The sequence below is a fragment of the Streptomyces sp. NPDC028305 genome, from assembly GCF_055569495.1.
The window spans coordinates 468,546-483,481 of sequence record NZ_JBVHTN010000006.1 but is presented as its reverse complement, the minus strand read 5'-3'; the positions used below and the strand labels follow the sequence as shown (position 1 = coordinate 483,481).

The following is a 14,936-nucleotide window of genomic DNA, read 5'->3' as shown; positions in this document are numbered from 1 at the left end:
GATCTCGCGCCAGCGGAATGATTCACTCCCCACCTTTTGAGCGAACTCGCCCTTAATCGTGGGATGTTCACGCATCGGGATGCATAACGTCCGTCATGGAGGTGATGCTCCGATGAGCACACAGAACACCCCGCCGAACCCGGCGGGCAAGCAGGACGCGATCGACATCAACGACTTCGTCTACGCGGCGACCGGAGCCCGCGTGCGACGGCTCACGCTGCCGGACGGGACCCACTGGTTCCCGGCGGTCGATGTCGCCAAAGACCTGGGATACGTGAACACTCGTCAGGCGCTTATCTTGCACGTTCCCGAAGACTGGCGCGTAAGTCTCGACGAACTTGCGCAAAGCGTCTATGGGCGTGATAGTTCGCACAAAATTGCAGGTCACGGGCTCAAAAGGTCCATGCGCATGGTGAGTCTGCCCGGCCTCGTCCGGCTGGTCAACGGTTGCACCAAGCCGGAGGCCGAGCCGTTCAAGAACTGGGTGACCGAGGTCGTGGTCTCCATCCAGCGGCACGGTTCGTACGAGCTCGAGAAGGCCGAAGTACAGCCCACGGCCCCGGACGCCCCGACCGCCTACGCCATGCCGAAGGAGGTCGCCGACGCCATCGTCCGGCTCGAGGAGCACAACCTGAGCATGGACGCGCAGATGCTCGCCATGCAGCGCGAGGCCCAGGAACTGCGCCGCGAGAGCGCCGAGATGCTGCGGCAGTCCGTGGCGGCGCAGCGCGAGATCGCCGAGGCGATCCGCGAGTCCACCGCCGTTCAGCGGGAGTCGTTCACCGCCGGGCAGACCGCAGCGCAGGCGCTGACGCAGCACGTGAACAAGACCGCCGTGCCGCCCCGGGTGACCCCGGCCTCGGTGATCGCCGAGTGGCGCGAGCGCAATCTCGTGGTCACCGCCGACATCTGGGCCGTGGCCGCGTACATCCTGCCCGCGATCATCGAGCACGGCGAATGCCTCTATCCGCTGGATGCCATCGCGTCCGTCACCGGGCTCACCGAGCACCGCGTGCATGACGCGCTGCGCATGTTGCAGAAGCGCGGCTGCGTCCGGCAGGCCGGGGTGACTTCGGACGGCGCTCCGGTGTACGTCCTGAAGTAGTCCGCCCCGACACGGCCAGAGGGCCCGAAGTCGCAAATCGAAGTTGCGGCTTCGGGCCCTCCCGTACGTTACTGGTGGATCACTCCGCGAGAGGCAGATACACGCGGTTTCCCGCCGCCGCGAACTCCTTCGACTTCTCCGCCATTCCGGCCTCCACCTCGGCCGTGTCCATCGCGCCGCCGTGCTCGCGCCGGATGTCCTGGCTGATCTTCATCGAGCAGAACTTCGGCCCGCACATCGAGCAGAAGTGCGCCGTCTTCGCCGGTTCCGCCGGGAGCGTCTCGTCGTGGAAGGAGCGGGCCGTGTCCGGGTCGAGGGCCAGGTTGAACTGGTCCTCCCAGCGGAATTCGAAGCGGGCGTCGGACAGGGCGTCGTCCCACTCCTGGGCGCCGGGATGGCCTTTGGCCAGATCCGCCGCGTGGGCGGCGATCTTGTAGGTGATGACACCGGTCTTGACGTCGTCGCGGTCCGGCAGGCCCAGGTGCTCCTTCGGCGTGACGTAGCAGAGCATCGCGGTGCCCCACCAGGCGATCATCGCCGCGCCGATGCCCGAGGTGATGTGGTCGTAGGCGGGGGCGATGTCGGTGGTGAGGGGGCCGAGGGTGTAGAAGGGGGCCTCCTCGCAGATCTCCTGCTGGAGGTCGACGTTCTCCTTGATCTTGTGCATCGGGACATGGCCCGGGCCCTCGATCATCGTCTGGACGTTGTGCCGCTTGGCGATCCGGTTGAGCTCACCGAGCGTGCGCAACTCCGCGAACTGCGCCTCGTCGTTGGCGTCGGCGATCGAGCCGGGGCGCAGTCCGTCGCCGAGCGAGTAGGTGACGTCGTACGCGGCCAGGAGCTCGCAGAGCTCCTCGAAGTGGGTGTAGAGGAACGACTCCTTGTGGTGGGCCAGGCACCACGCCGCCATGATGGAGCCGCCGCGCGAGACGATGCCGGTCTTGCGGCGGGCGGTCAGCGGGACGTACGGCAGCCGCACACCCGCGTGCACCGTCATGTAGTCGACGCCCTGTTCGGCCTGTTCGACGACGGTGTCCTTGTAGATCTCCCAGGTCAGCTCCTCGGCCTTGCCGTCGACCTTCTCCAGGGCCTGGTACAGCGGCACCGTGCCGATGGGGACCGGGGAGTTGCGCAGCACCCACTCGCGGGTGGTGTGGATGTTGCGGCCGGTGGAGAGGTCCATGACCGTGTCGGCGCCCCAGCGGGTCGCCCAGGTCATCTTCTCGACCTCCTCCTCGATGGAGGAAGTGACGGCGGAGTTGCCGATGTTGGCGTTGACCTTCACCAGGAATCGCTTGCCGATGATCATCGGCTCGATCTCCGGGTGGTTGACGTTGGCCGGGAGGACCGCCCGGCCGGCCGCGATCTCCTCGCGGACCACCTCGGGGGAGACGTGCTCGCGGAGCGCCACGAACTCCATCTCCGCGGTGATCTCGCCCCGGCGGGCGTATGCGAGCTGTGTCACGGCGGCGCCGTCCCGGCCCCGGCGGGGCCGGCGGGGGCGGCCGGGGAAGACCGCGTCGAGGTTGCGCAGCCCGCCGCGTGGCGCGGTGTGCTTGACGCCGTCGTCCTCGGGCCGGACGGGGCGGCCCTCGTACTCCTCGGTGTCGCCTCGGGCGAGGATCCAGTTCTGCCGCAGCGGTGCGAGCCCGCGGCGGACATCTGTCTCGATCTGAGGGTCGGTGTACGGGCCGGAGGTGTCGTACAGCGTGACGTCCTGGCCATTGGTGAGGTGCACGCGGCGGACCGGGACCCGAAGGTCCGGACGCGATCCGGCGATATATCCCTTATGCCAGCCGAACTCAGGCTTTTCGGGCGCGTGTGCATCCTGCAGAGTCATTGAGACCCACTCCCTACGCCGGCATTACCCGGTAACAGGTTCAGCGGTCGGCGCAGCGAAGTCGGTCAGCGCCCTCTCAGCCCGGTGCTCCGAGCTCCCGCGATTGCAAAGGTGTCACCCACGCTAACGGTTGTCCGGCGACGATGAACAGAGGGCCCCCGGACTTGCGATGATCTGACGGTGACCTCGACACCACAGCGGCAGCACCACCCGGACGAGCCCGGCCACGCGCACGCCGGCGCGTCCAGCCACTCGCACGGCCACGCGCACAGCCATGGCCCGGCCACACCCGTCTCCAACCATCTGCGCAAGGTCATTGCGGCGGTCCTCATCCCCTTCGCGGCCGCCGTCGTAGCCGGGCTGATCGTGCTGTGGCCGGGCGGCACGCCCGACCACAAGGCGCATGAGCGCAGCGGGCTGGGCTTCGACCAGCAGACGGTGGCCGGGCGGGTGGTGAAGGTCGAGGAGGTGAACTGCGCCGACGTCAACGCCCAGCCGCAGCAGCCCGTCGAGCCGGGCCAGGAGGCCGCGAACCAGGAAGGCGGGGCCGGGGGTCCGGCCAAGAAGACCGTCTGCGAGCGGGCGACCATCGAGGTCACCTCGGGCAAGGACAAGGGCCGTACGTTCGAGGAGATCGTGCCGCCGAACGCCTCCCGCAAGTACTCCACCGGGCAGAAGCTGAAGCTGTCGTACGCGCCCAAGGCGCCGAAGAACCTTCAGTATTCGATCTCGGACGTCGAACGGGCCCTGCCCATGGCGCTGCTCGCCGGGCTGTTCGCGCTCGCGGTCGTGGCCGTCGGGCGGCTGCGCGGTGTCTTCGCACTGGTGGCGCTGGCGGTCAGCTTCGGGGTGCTGACGCTGTTCATCCTCCCGGCGATACTGGCGGGCTCCAACCCGCTGGTCGTCGCGGTGATCGGGGGCAGCGCGATCATGCTCATCGCGCTGTACATGTGCCATGGACTGACGGCCCGTACCTCCGTCGCCGTGCTCGGCACGCTCATCTCGCTGCTGCTGATCGGTCTGCTGGGCTCGCTGTTCATCGGCTGGGCGAGCCTGACGGGCAACACCGACGACCAGACGGGGCTGGTCCACGGCCTCTATCCGGGCATCGAGATCCGCGGTCTGCTGCTGGCAGGGGTGATCATCGGATCACTCGGGGTGCTGGACGATGTGACGGTCACCCAGACCTCCGCGGTGTGGGAGCTCAGGGAGGCGGACCCCACGGCGGGCTGGCGCAAGCTGTACGCGGCCGCGATGCGCATCGGGCGGGACCACATCGCGTCCGTGGTCAACACCCTGGTGCTCGCGTACGCGGGCGCCTCGCTGCCGCTGCTGCTCCTGTTCTCGATCGCGGACAGCGGCGTGGAGGCGGTGGCGACGAGCGAGATCGTCGCGGAGGAGATCGTACGGACCCTCGTGGGCAGCATCGGTCTCGTCGCCTCGGTGCCGGTGACCACCGCGCTGGCCGCGCTCGTGGTCTCCGCGGACCGCGCGCCGCGGGTCGGCGCGGAGCGGGGCGGCGCGGAGCAGGTCGGAGCCGGGCAGGTCGGAGCCGGACAGGGAGCCGGCGGGGGCCGGAGCGGGCGCGGACGGCGGCGCCGGGCGCGCGGGCGCTGAGCGGCCGGACGACCCGCCACTAGCCGGCGAACCGGTCCTCCGCGAGGATCCGGTCGAGCTCCGCGTCCAGGTCGCCGACCGGATCGCAGGCCGACTGCTCCTGGCCGAACGGAACCACCCGGTCCGTACGGTCCAGGAAGGCCACCAGCGGGGCGGCACCGGCGCGGAACAGCGCCCGCTCGGCCCCCACTTGGAGCCTGATGAAGACGTCCGAAAGCCCCTCGGGCGAGGCGGGGGCGATCCGCACATCGCCCTCGCCCGAGGGTTTGCTCAGCCCGTCCAGCAGCAGTTCCCGAGCGAAGGCCCAACTCACGGGCGCGTCGCCGGGTAGATGAAAGGTGATCTCGACCGCGTACGGGTCGCTGCTGTCATAGGACAACTCGACCGGGATCCGGAAGGAGAGGTCCTGGGAGACCAGGAAGGTCATCGTTACTTCTGCCTGGACTGTGTCGCGCATGTCACGCATCGTTCGCCGCCCCGAGTTGATTGCGAATGGCCAGGTTTGAACGCCCTGGCCTCTTGACGCCATGGTCCGCTTACCTCAAGCGGGCCATAAAAAGTGAATTTTCAGATATTGATAGGGATCGAGAGGGAGCTGATATCTCGGCCGACTCTGGAGCGTAGCGACTCGACTGCGGGGCGGAGTCGGTTTGCCTCATGTGAGGGACTGGAAATGGCCAGAGTTGCCGCGGCTGTTCCCGCGGCGGCGATCGAGGAGACGGGCGCGGGCGGGCGGATCCGCTCGCCGGGCCGGGCGGGGCGGCGCCGGCCTATGACGTGGGAGTTCGGAGCCGGTTCACCGGCTGCGGCCATGTTCGCTTTCGTCAACAGGCACCCCCGGGGTGTGTTGCGAGGCAGACGCCCGGAACGGGAGACGTCGAGCACTCGAACTCTAACCGGAACGGTGCCACCGAGCCGTCAAGCCGAGGTTTGGAACGCGCGTATCCCCCGCGCGGCGTACCCGTGCTCCGCGGCGCGCCCGTACTCCTCCGCGCATCCGTACTCTTCGGCGCGCCCGTACTCCTCCGCGCATCCGTACTCTTCGGCGCGCCCGTACTCCTCCGCGCATCCGTACCCTTCGGCGCGTCCCCGGCCCGCGGCGCACCCGCGGCGCCGGGTCACCAGTCGCCGCGGGACGAGGAGGACGAGCTGAACTTCCGTACGACGTAGATCAGACCGGCGACGAGCGCCACCAGCAGCAGCGCCTTGAAGACCAGGCCGACCACAAAGCCGACCACGCTCATGACCAGGCCGCCGAACACGGCCAGCACGAGGATCGGCACCGCGACCCATGTCACCCACCACGGCAAACCCTGGAATATGCCCTTCGTCGCCACTTCGGTCCCTGCTTTCTTCACTGAGCCAGTCGGTCCGGCCGTCGGCTTCAGCACCGGCCGGGATCCCTCCGCATTCGATGCTAGGGCGGCCGACGAGCGAACACAGGCCCCCGCGTCCCCCGTCCTCCCCTGACCGGACCCCTACGGGACGCGGGGCCCGCGCATCAGCTCTCAGGGGGAGAGAAGACGACCATGACCCGCAGGTCCTCGGTGATGTGGTGGAACTTGTGGGCCACTCCGGCCGGCACATACACGACACTGCCGCGCGCCACCTGCGTGGTCTCCATCCCCACCGTGATCGACGCCCGCCCGCTGACCACCAGGTACACCTCGTCCTGGCGGTGCGGCTGCTGCGGGTCGGTCTGGCCCGCGTCCAGCGCGTACAGCCCGACGGACATGTTCCGCTCGTGCAGGAACTGCAAGTACGCGCCGTCGTTCGCGGCCCGCTCCGCCTCCAGCTCATCCAGCCGGAACGCCTTCATTCGCCTCTCCGCCCCTTGCTCCCCGGCCCTGCCCAGCGCGGGGCCTGTTCTGCGACGATCTCAACCATGAAGAATCTTCTCGTCAAGACGATCGCCAACGCGGGCGCCCTCTGGGTGGCCATCTGGCTCCTCAAGGACATCACGCTGACCGGTGACAACACCGGCCGGAAGGCGATCACGCTCATTCTCGTGGCGCTCGTATTCGGCCTGGTGAACGTCGTGGTCAAGCCAGTGGTCAAGCTGCTGGCCTTTCCGCTTTTCATTCTCACCCTCGGGCTGATCACCCTGGTGATCAACGCCCTGATGCTGCTGCTGACCTCCTGGCTGGCCGGCAAGTTCGACCTGACCTTCCATGTCGAGGGCTTCGGCACGGCCGTGATAGGCGCGTTGATCATCTCCATCGTCTCCTGGGCGCTGCACGTCGTGCTTCCCGACGACAAGGACTGACCGCCGTCGAGGATGATGGGACGCATGAGAGCCCCGTCGCCCTACCGTGTCTGTTTCGTCTGCACCGGCAACATATGCCGCTCGCCGATGGCCGAATCCGTCTTCCGCGCCTACGCCGAGGAAGCCGGGCTCGACGGCCGTGTCGAGGTGGACAGCGCGGGCACCGGCCCGTGGCACGAGGGCGACGGAGCGGACCGCCGTGCCATCACCACGCTCACGGCCCACGGCTATGAGCAACGTCACATCGCGCGCCAGTTCCAGGCCGCCTGGTTCTCCGGCCTCGACCTGGTGATCGCTCTCGACAGCGGCCATCTGCACGAGCTGCGCGCCCTGGCCCCGACGCCGGAGGACGCCGCGAAGGTGCGGCTGCTGCGCGGCTACGACCCCGAGGCCGACCCGGACGCCCCCGGCGGCCTGGACGTGCCCGACCCGTACTACGGCGGGCCGGAGGAGTTCGAGACCTGCCTGGTGATGATCGAGGCGGCGAGCGAGGGGCTGCTGGACGCGGTGAGCGAAGCCCTCGCCGCCTCGGAGCCGACCCCGGGACCGGCCGCGGAGGCGACTGCGGAACCGGCCGCTGAGCCGACCGCGGCGCCCGCCGCCCGGAAAGAGGACGCATGACCGGCGACGGCACCCGGGCGGTGCGGGCCGGGCTGCCCGAGCCCGAGGCGTACGAGCCGACCCTGCCGGGCCCGGCCTTCGCCGCCCACTACCACCTGCCCGGCGACGCGGACCTGCTCCGCGGCCCGTACACCTACGGCCGGGACGCCAACCCCACCTGGACCCGGCTGGAGCGGGCGATCAGCGAGCTGGAGTCGCCGGACGCCGAGGCCGAGACGGTGGTCTTCGCCTCCGGCATGGGCGCGATCTCCGCGGTGCTGCTGTCCCAGCTGGGGCAGGGCGACGCGGCCGTCCTGCCCTCCGACGGCTATCAGCTCCTGGCCCCGCTGGGCGAGCGGCTTGCGGGCTACGGCATCGAGGTGCGCACCGCGCCCACCGGCGGCGACGCCCAGCTGGCCCTCCTGGACGGCGCGCCGGACGCCGACGGCGGGCCCCGGCCCGTCAAGCTGCTGTGGATCGAGTCCCCGGCCAACCCCGGCCTGGACGTGTGCGACATCCGCCGCCTGGCCGACGCCGCCCATGAGCGGGGCGCGCTGGTCGCCGTGGACAACACCCTGGCCACCCCGCTCGGCCAGCGCCCCCTCGAACTCGGCGCGGACTTCTCCGTCGCCAGCGGCACCAAGGCGCTCACCGGCCACGGCGACGTCCTGCTCGGCTATGTCACCTGCCGCGACCCAGGCCTCGCCGCCTCCGTGCGCACCTGGCGCAAGATGGCCGGCGGCATCCCCGGCCCGATGGAGGCATGGCTCGCGCACCGCTCCCTGGCCACCCTCCAGCTGCGCGTCGACCGCCAGGCCGCGACGGCGCTGGCCCTGGCCGAGGCGCTGCGCGGCCGCCCCGAGGTCACCGGGCTGCGCCACCCCGGGCTGCCGACCGACCCGGCGCACCGCGTGGCGGCGGCCCAGATGCACGGCGGGCGCTTCGGCTGTGTGGTCTCCTTCGTCCTCCCCGGGCAGGAGCACGCCGATCGCTTCCTGGCCGCGCTGCGCCTGGTCGACGGCGCGACCAGCTTCGGCGGCGTGAGGTCCACGGCCGAGCGGCGCGGGCGGTGGGGCGGCGACGCCGTGCCGGACGGCTTCATCCGGTTCTCGGTGGGCGCCGAGGACCCGGACGACCTGATCGCGGATGTGCTGCGGGCGCTCGACAAGGCACTCGACAACGCCCCCGACAAGGCTTGACGCGTCACAAGCGGTCACGCGCCCCGCGGGATCAGGCCATGCTTCACGGGCGTCTCAAGCCTCCCCCCTCGTGGCTTGAGACGCCCCGGTTCCCTCGTGGAGAACCGCTCGAACAAGGCTAGTTGACTCAGCGTCAGTGTCCAATCACAGTAGCGACATGGACCTATCGGCATATTTATAGTTGGCCTGCGGCGGGGGTGCGTCGAGCGGAGGGGAACCGCATGGATCTGGCCCTCTTACGCACATTTGTCACGGTTCACCGGGCCGGGTCCTTCACCCGCGCCGCCGCGCTGCTCGGGCTCTCCCAGCCCGCCGTCACCGGCCAGATCCGTACCCTCGAACGCCAGCTGGGCCGCCCCCTGTTTCTGCGCACCGCGCGCGGGGTCGTCCCCACCAGCGTCGGCGAGGAGCTCGCCCACAAGGCCGCGCCCCACCTCGACGCGCTGATGGAGATCACCGAGGCCGGGCTCGACGACAGCTCCGTCGCCCGCACCCTGCACCTCGCGGGCCCCCCGGAGTTCACCGCGCTGCGGGTCCTGCCCGCCCTCGCCCCGCTCATCAACCAGGGGCTGGGGGTGCGCTGCGCCTTCGGCAGCGCCGAGGAGCTGTTCGAAGGGCTGGCCGCCGGCCACCACGACCTGGCCGTCACCACCGCCCGGCCCCGCGGCCGGCTGCTGGCCGCCGTCCCGCTGTGCGACGAGGAGCATGTGCTGGTGGCCGCCCCCCGCTGGGCGGCCCGGCTCGGCGGCCCCGCGGTGTTACAGGTCAAGGGCGTCAGCGCGCTGGAGCGGCTGCCGGTCGTCGAGGTCCATGAGAGCCTGCCGCTGATCACCCGCTACTGGTCGGCCGTCTTCGACGCCCCGCCGATCACCGCGGGCACGGTCATCACCCCCGACCTGCGGGCCGTCCTCGCCTGCGTCGCGGCGGGCGTCGGCCTCGGCGTGCTGCCGCGCTATCTGTGCATGGACGCGCTGGACGCCGGGGAGGTCGTCGCCCTGCTCAACCCCTCGGTGCCGCCGCTGCGCACCTACTTCCTGGTCATCCGGACGGGCGCGCTCGCCCTGCCGCACATCGCGCGGGCGCACGAGTGGCTGCTGCGCGCCGCTGTCGACTGGTGAGTCGAGAATGACCGGTGAGTCGCCCTTGACCGGTGGGTCGGGGTTTCACCGGGCAGCACATGCGGCAGATCTCCACCATGACCGAACGACCTGTGGTCAAGCGCACCGCCCGTGCCATCCTGCTCGACGGGGCCGCCGAGCCCCGGCTGGTCCTGATCAAGCGGACCAAGCCCGGCGAGGAGCCGTACTGGATCACGCCGGGCGGCGGGATGGAGCCCGAGGACACCACGGTCGTCGACGCGCTGCACCGCGAGGTCGACGAGGAGCTCGGCGCGAAGGTGACGGATGTGGTGCCCGCCTTCGTCGACACCGTCCCGCACCCCGACGAGGCCTCGGCCGGCGTGAAGGTGCAGCACTTCTTCGTCTGCCGCCTGGGGTCCATGGACCTGTCGCGGCGCCATGGCCCGGAGGTGGACGAGCCCTGCGGGGAGTACGAGGTGGTGCGCGTCCCCTTCACCCGCGAGGGGATCGCCTCGGTGGGAGTGGTGCCGCCGTCGCTGCGCGCGTATCTCGACGCGAACATCGAGGGCGTGCTGGCGCTGCTCGCCGACGACCTCGGCTGACCCCGGCCCCACCGGAGCCGGACCGGCCAGCTACCCGAACCAGCCGCTGAACGGCTGCCCGGCGCCCTCGGGCGCCCGCTCCCGCGCCCTGGCCAGCACGCGCTCGGCCTCCCGCTGCCACGCCTCGGGGCGCACGGGCACGGTCCCTGTCCCAGGCCCCGCCGCCCCTGCCGCGGGCTCCGGCTGCGGCTCGGGCTCGGGCTCCGGGCGGGTCATGGGCTCGCGACGCCCCTCGCGCACATCGGCGGCCGCGCCGAAGAAGTCGCCGCCCTTGCGCTTGAAGTCGTCCGTGCCCCAGTCCCGCTCCCGTTCGGCGGAGCCGCCGGCCCCGCCGCCGTCCGCGCCCCCGACCGCCGGGGCACTGTGCCGCCGCTGCGAGGACACCTTCTGGAGGTGCGGGATGTGCTTGGCGCAGTGGATGTACGCCTCCTCGACCGTCACCTCGACCCACACCACCGCCCGCCGCCCCGGCACCGGGTCGACCGGCAGCCCGGGGTGGGCGGCGCGCATCTCGGCGTCCGCCACGACCCGCGCCCGGCCGTTGATGTGCAGGCCGATCCGGTCGCGCATGAAGTCGATCATGAGAATCCCGAGGTGGGGATTCTCCTCGATGTTCCCGAGGCTGGCCAGGACGCCATTGCCCCGGTACTCGGGGTAGGCCAGGGTCCGGTCGTCGAACACCCGCAGAAATCCGGGCGGCCCGGCGCGGAAGGTGCTGTCGCACTCGCCGTGCCCGTCGGCCGTCGCCAGGAAGAACATCTCCTGGCGGGCCACGAACTCCCGCATTCGGTCGTTGAGCCGGTCCAGCACCTGCTCGTCGTAGAAGCGGTCGGCGCGGTCGACCGTGTCCAGGCGCCGCTGAAGCCGATGTTCGCCTTCGCTGCCCGGACGGCTCGTACGGTCCAGGTCGGCCACGGGCGCGCCGGCCGCCGCGGTCCGTGCCGCCGCGATCCGTGCTGTCGCCGTCGTCGCCGTCGCCCGCTCGTGCTCGACGTCGTCCACGCTCACTCGTCCCTCACCCTGCGTTCGCTCGAGTCAGTGATCCACTGCTCGCCCAGCCCCCAAGTCCCCTGCTCCTCACTACTCACTACTCACTACTCACTACTCACTACTGCGTCACGGCCCCCCGCCGTGTTGCAGTTCCCGTCGCCCGCGGGTCCCCGCCGACCCCCCGTCGGCTAGTCCCCCGCCGCCACGAGCTCTTCGAGGGAGTCGTGCCGGATGCGGTGCGAGGGGATTCCGATGCCTCTCAGGGTGTCCACCCCGCTGCGGATCATCCCGGCCGGCCCGGAGAGATACGCGTCGTACGTACTCCAGGGGCCGTACTGCCGCACGGCGTCGGGCAGCCGGCCGCTGAGCCCGTTCGTCGGGCTGTCGGAGACGACCGGGCGGACCGAGAGCCAGTGGTGGGCCTGCGCCAGCCGCAGCATGGTGTCGATGTCGTACAGGTCGTGGTCGCTGCGGGCGCCGTAGAAGACCTCGACCCGGCGGTTGCGGCCGTGCTCGGCGACGTCCTCGACCAGGGCCTTGATCGGCGCTATGCCGGTGCCGCCGCCCAGGCAGAGCAGGCCGTTGTCGCGGGAGTGGTCGATCACCATCGAACCGGCCGGGGGGCCGAGGCGGATCACATCGCCGGGGCGGGCGCGGTGCACCAGCGCCGAGGACACCCAGCCGGCCGGTACCGCCTTGACGTGGAAGGACAGCAGACCGTCCGCGCGCGGCGCGGAGGCGAAGGAGTAGTGCCGCCACACCCGGGGCCACCAGGGGGTCTCCAGGGAGGTGTACTGGCCGGCGAGGAAGGGGTACGGCTGGTCGGGGCGCACCGTGATGACCGCGATGTCCTGGGTGCGCAGCTCATGGCCGACGACCTCGGCCTGCCACCACGCGGGCGCGCGCAGCTCGTCCTCGGCGGCCGCGTCGATCATGATCTGCGAGATGGCGGTGTACGCCCGGACCCAGGCGCCCTCGGCCTCGTCGCTCCAGGTCGTGGTCGCGTAGCGGGTGAGCGCGCCGATCAGGCACTCGCCGACGGCCGGGTAGTGCTCCGGCTGGGTGCCGTACTTGCGGTGGCCGCGGCCGAGCCCGGAGAGGTACTCGGTGAGGATGTCCGGGTCGTCCACCAGCTTGGCGGCGGTCAGCAGGGCTCTGAAGAGCCGGTCGCGCTGGGCGTCCATCGCGGCGGGGAACAGCGGCCGCAGATAGGGGTGCTGGACGAACAGCAGCGCGTAGAAGTACGAGGTGACCTTGTCCGCGATGGGCTCGACCTCGGCCATCGTGCGGCGGATGAGGATCGCGTCGGGCGACGCCGTCGGGTCCCCGATGAACTGGTCCTCCGGCCGGACGTCCTCCGGCCGGACGTCCTGCGCGCCGGGCGCCTCGTCGGGGCGCTGGTGCTCCTCGCGCTCCCGTACGGGCCTGGCCTCGACTCCGGCTCCGGCCCTGGAAGGAGACGGCGGCGGAGGCGGGGGCGGGGGCGGCGCGGGGGATGCGGTCGGCGCGGGCGGTGCGGGCGGTGCGGGCGGCGCGGGCGGTGCGGGCGGCGCCGGGGTCTGTGTACGGCGGTCGGCGCCCGTGCCGACCGGCCGTATCGGGCTCACCGGGCGGCTGGGCGCCTGGCGGCCGGCTTCCTGGTCCGGACCCGGGGACGCTTCCTCGTCCCGCCTCCTGCTCGGGGTGAACCAGCCCCAGTCGCCACTGCTTCCGCCGGTGCCGCCGGTGCCGTCGTTGCCGGCCGACGACGTGGTGGTCGGAGCGTCCATGGTTGCCTCGCCTCGAACGTCTTTCTGTCGGTCTTCGCACTTCCGAAGCCGGAATGTGCCCGCAATTCCCCGCTCTGTGCCACTGGTTCAGGTGAGTTTGGTCCGGATGGCCCGCCCCGTACTTCTCCATGGGCAGCATGCCATGCTTGTCCACCGCACAGGACAGATAGTCGGAACTCCGGGTAACGGCACCTGTGTTCCGTTAGGCTGGATTGTCCCGATGTAGCCCTGCGACAACAGCCGCGCAGAACCCGGATCCGACCCTACCGGGCCCGGATGAATTCACAAGCCCCAACTCCAGCGGTTCCGTTACACCCGGCAACCTGCGTAATTACTGGTAGCTACCTGCCAATTCGTAGGCCTCTCGCAGATCGCGGCCGGTATAGCCGTGCGATGCGATTTCGCTCACATGATGGTCGGCGTTGACCGCGATCGAGACCGGCACCACGGCGAACAGCTCCGCGTCCGACATCGAGTCGCCATAGGCGACGCAGTCCTCCCTGCTCAGACCGAACTTCGCACAGAGTTCATCGGCGATGCGCACCTTGGCCGCCGGGGTGAGGATGCCCTCCGGATCCAGCGGCTCGCGGAACGGCACGGCCGGCCAGCGCGACCCCTGCGCGGCGTCCGCGCCCCATTCCAGCAGCCGCTCCACGAAGAAGCCGGGAGAGAGCGAAATCACCGCGCACCGCTCCCCGCGCTCCCGGATGTCCGCCCACACCTCGTGGATACCCGCCAGCCACGGCGCGCCCTCGAACGCCGCCGCCACTTGCCGCTCCGTCAGCTCCCCCCACAGCGCGCAGGCCCGCACGGCGAACTGCGCGGTGCTCAGCTCCCCGTCCGCGAACGCCCGCTCCAGCTCGCCGATCTCCCGCTCCACCCCGAGCTGACGGGATATCTCGACGGCTGCGGCCGAGCCGTGGATGAGCGTCCCGTCCAGATCGAACAGATGCAGTCTGGTCATGAGGGCGAGCCTAGGGCCTGCCCGGGCCCGGGGCGTGTCCGGGCTCAGGGCCTGCCCACGGCCCGGTACGCGCGCGGAGTACGGCGGGAGTACGCCCGAATACTCCCGCCGTCAGACGCGGTGCGGACCGCCGCGGACGACCGTGGAGACATGAAGCCGAACCTTTCGCGGCCCGCCCGCAGGGCCCTTCTCGTCGTCCATGTCGTCGTCTCCGTCGGCTGGCTCGGGCTCACCCTGTGTCTGCTCGCGCTGGGCATCGCGGGGGCGGCCTCAGGATCGGCGGACACCGCCGAGGCCGCCTATCGCGCCATGAAGATCTTCGGCGACTGGCTGATCGCGCCGATCAGCCTGGCGTCCCTGCTGAGCGGGGTGGCGCTGTCGCTCGGCACGCCCTGGGGACTGGCCCGGTACCGCTGGGTCGCCACCAAGTTCTGGCTGACGGTGCCCGCGGCGGGCGCCTCGATCTTCGCGCTGCGGGCCGAGATCGCCTCCGCCGCGGCCGACGCCTCGGCGGGCCGGGCCGTGCCGTCCTCCGTCGATCTGGTCATCGCGCCCTCGGTGGCGCTGGGCGTCTATCTGTTTCTCACCGCCATCTCGGTCCTCAAGCCGTGGGGGCTGACGGCGCGCGGGCGGCGGCTGCGGGCCGGTTCCCGCCCCACCGGGGCCGGGACGCGCTCCGGCCGCCGCGTGGCCGCCCGCTCACAGGCGTGAGGGGGGCCGTGCGTACAGGCGACGGGCGGCAGCCGGGCGACGGGCGGGCGGGCGCGCAGCGCTTCCGTTGAGGGTGGTGGTGGGCGACGGGCGAGAAGGCGGGCGCGCAGCGCTTCCGTTGAGGGTGGTGGTGGGCGACGGGCGAGAAGGCGGGCGCGCAGCGCTTCCGTTGAGGGTGGTGGTGGGCGACGGCG

General features: G+C 71.0%; 14 protein-coding genes and 1 pseudogene. 8 read left to right on the top strand and 7 right to left on the bottom strand.

What is annotated here, in order from left to right; genetic code table 11:
• Positions 1–112: 112 nt before the first annotated feature.
• A complete protein-coding gene (locus ACZ4WQ_RS27595; RefSeq protein ID WP_311726033.1) occupies positions 113–1,105 on the top strand; it encodes a BRO-N domain-containing protein in 993 nt (330 codons plus the stop codon).
• Positions 1,106–1,184: 79 nt separating this feature from the next.
• On the opposite strand, the gene thiC is transcribed toward ACZ4WQ_RS27595, so the two are convergent.
• Positions 1,185–2,945 carry a phosphomethylpyrimidine synthase ThiC gene (gene thiC / locus ACZ4WQ_RS27590; RefSeq protein WP_398376190.1) on the bottom strand — a complete coding sequence of 587 codons (1,761 nt, stop codon included), beginning with the start codon at positions 2,943–2,945 and terminating at the stop codon, positions 1,185–1,187.
• Between the two features lie 180 nt (positions 2,946–3,125).
• On the opposite strand from thiC, the gene ACZ4WQ_RS27585 reads away from it, so the two are divergent.
• Positions 3,126–4,562, top strand: a complete 1,437-nt coding sequence (locus ACZ4WQ_RS27585) for a YibE/F family protein (protein ID WP_468022494.1) — start codon at positions 3,126–3,128, stop codon at positions 4,560–4,562.
• 19 nt (positions 4,563–4,581) lie between these two features.
• On the opposite strand, the gene ACZ4WQ_RS27580 is transcribed toward ACZ4WQ_RS27585, so the two are convergent.
• The 3 genes from ACZ4WQ_RS27580 to ACZ4WQ_RS27570 form a co-directional block, all read right to left on the bottom strand.
• Positions 4,582–5,019, bottom strand: a complete 438-nt coding sequence (locus ACZ4WQ_RS27580; RefSeq protein WP_311726030.1) for an SsgA family sporulation/cell division regulator — start codon at positions 5,017–5,019, stop codon at positions 4,582–4,584.
• Positions 5,020–5,680: 661 nt separating this feature from the next.
• Entirely contained in the window at positions 5,681–5,899 is a 219-nt protein-coding gene (locus ACZ4WQ_RS27575; protein ID WP_311726197.1) for a DUF5326 family protein, read from the bottom strand.
• Between the two features lie 164 nt (positions 5,900–6,063).
• Complete coding sequence (locus ACZ4WQ_RS27570; RefSeq protein ID WP_311726029.1) at positions 6,064–6,381, bottom strand: cupin domain-containing protein; 318 nt, start codon at positions 6,379–6,381, stop codon at positions 6,064–6,066.
• Between the two features lie 66 nt (positions 6,382–6,447).
• On the opposite strand from ACZ4WQ_RS27570, the gene ACZ4WQ_RS27565 reads away from it, so the two are divergent.
• The 5 genes and pseudogenes from ACZ4WQ_RS27565 to ACZ4WQ_RS27545 all read left to right on the top strand — a co-directional run bounded on the left by ACZ4WQ_RS27565 (position 6,448) and on the right by ACZ4WQ_RS27545 (position 10,308).
• On the top strand, positions 6,448–6,828 hold the full coding sequence (locus tag ACZ4WQ_RS27565) for a phage holin family protein (protein WP_311726028.1): 381 nt from the start codon (positions 6,448–6,450) through the stop codon (positions 6,826–6,828).
• A 24-nt stretch (positions 6,829–6,852) separates the two neighbouring features.
• A pseudogene (locus tag ACZ4WQ_RS27560) lies at positions 6,853–7,344 on the top strand (low molecular weight protein-tyrosine-phosphatase); the annotation flags it as partial.
• Positions 7,345–7,445: 101 nt separating this feature from the next.
• Positions 7,446–8,627, top strand: a complete 1,182-nt coding sequence (locus tag ACZ4WQ_RS27555) for a cystathionine gamma-lyase (RefSeq protein WP_311726026.1) — start codon at positions 7,446–7,448, stop codon at positions 8,625–8,627.
• Positions 8,628–8,848: 221 nt separating this feature from the next.
• Positions 8,849–9,745, top strand: a complete 897-nt coding sequence (locus ACZ4WQ_RS27550; protein ID WP_311726025.1) for a LysR family transcriptional regulator — start codon at positions 8,849–8,851, stop codon at positions 9,743–9,745.
• A 77-nt stretch (positions 9,746–9,822) separates the two neighbouring features.
• On the top strand, positions 9,823–10,308 hold the full coding sequence (locus tag ACZ4WQ_RS27545; RefSeq protein ID WP_311726024.1) for an NUDIX hydrolase: 486 nt from the start codon (positions 9,823–9,825) through the stop codon (positions 10,306–10,308).
• A 30-nt stretch (positions 10,309–10,338) separates the two neighbouring features.
• Here the strand turns inward: ACZ4WQ_RS27545 and ACZ4WQ_RS27540 are convergent, their stop codons facing one another.
• The 3 genes from ACZ4WQ_RS27540 to ACZ4WQ_RS27530 form a co-directional block, all read right to left on the bottom strand.
• Positions 10,339–11,214, bottom strand: coding sequence for a pyridoxamine 5'-phosphate oxidase family protein (locus ACZ4WQ_RS27540; protein WP_398376234.1), 876 nt, complete (start codon positions 11,212–11,214; stop codon positions 10,339–10,341).
• 272 nt (positions 11,215–11,486) lie between these two features.
• On the bottom strand, positions 11,487–13,067 hold the full coding sequence (locus ACZ4WQ_RS27535; RefSeq protein WP_468022493.1) for a globin domain-containing protein: 1,581 nt from the start codon (positions 13,065–13,067) through the stop codon (positions 11,487–11,489).
• Positions 13,068–13,398: 331 nt separating this feature from the next.
• On the bottom strand, positions 13,399–14,031 hold the full coding sequence (locus tag ACZ4WQ_RS27530; protein ID WP_311726022.1) for an HAD family hydrolase: 633 nt from the start codon (positions 14,029–14,031) through the stop codon (positions 13,399–13,401).
• A 150-nt stretch (positions 14,032–14,181) separates the two neighbouring features.
• Here ACZ4WQ_RS27530 and ACZ4WQ_RS27525 point away from each other — a divergent pair, with 150 nt between their 5' ends.
• Positions 14,182–14,742 carry a DUF2269 family protein gene (locus ACZ4WQ_RS27525; RefSeq protein ID WP_311726021.1) on the top strand — a complete coding sequence of 187 codons (561 nt, stop codon included), beginning with the start codon at positions 14,182–14,184 and terminating at the stop codon, positions 14,740–14,742.
• Positions 14,743–14,936 lie beyond the last annotated feature (194 nt).

Bases quoted from the DNA above. Each gene is read 5' to 3' on its own strand.
- thiC (WP_398376190.1), bottom strand. From the start codon at position 2,945: ATGACTCTGCAGGATGCACACGCGCCCGAAAAGCCTGAGTTCGGCTGG.
- ACZ4WQ_RS27545 (WP_311726024.1), top strand. From the start codon at position 9,823: ATGACCGAACGACCTGTGGTCAAGCGCACCGCCCGTGCCATCCTGCTC.
- ACZ4WQ_RS27570 (WP_311726029.1), bottom strand. From the start codon at position 6,381: ATGAAGGCGTTCCGGCTGGATGAGCTGGAGGCGGAGCGGGCCGCGAAC.
- ACZ4WQ_RS27565 (WP_311726028.1), top strand. From the start codon at position 6,448: ATGAAGAATCTTCTCGTCAAGACGATCGCCAACGCGGGCGCCCTCTGG.
- ACZ4WQ_RS27580 (WP_311726030.1), bottom strand. From the start codon at position 5,019: ATGCGCGACACAGTCCAGGCAGAAGTAACGATGACCTTCCTGGTCTCC.
- ACZ4WQ_RS27530 (WP_311726022.1), bottom strand. From the start codon at position 14,031: ATGACCAGACTGCATCTGTTCGATCTGGACGGGACGCTCATCCACGGC.
- ACZ4WQ_RS27535 (WP_468022493.1), bottom strand. From the start codon at position 13,067: ATGGACGCTCCGACCACCACGTCGTCGGCCGGCAACGACGGCACCGGC.
- ACZ4WQ_RS27550 (WP_311726025.1), top strand. From the start codon at position 8,849: ATGGATCTGGCCCTCTTACGCACATTTGTCACGGTTCACCGGGCCGGG.
- ACZ4WQ_RS27595 (WP_311726033.1), top strand. From the start codon at position 113: ATGAGCACACAGAACACCCCGCCGAACCCGGCGGGCAAGCAGGACGCG.
- ACZ4WQ_RS27525 (WP_311726021.1), top strand. From the start codon at position 14,182: ATGAAGCCGAACCTTTCGCGGCCCGCCCGCAGGGCCCTTCTCGTCGTC.
- ACZ4WQ_RS27555 (WP_311726026.1), top strand. From the start codon at position 7,446: ATGACCGGCGACGGCACCCGGGCGGTGCGGGCCGGGCTGCCCGAGCCC.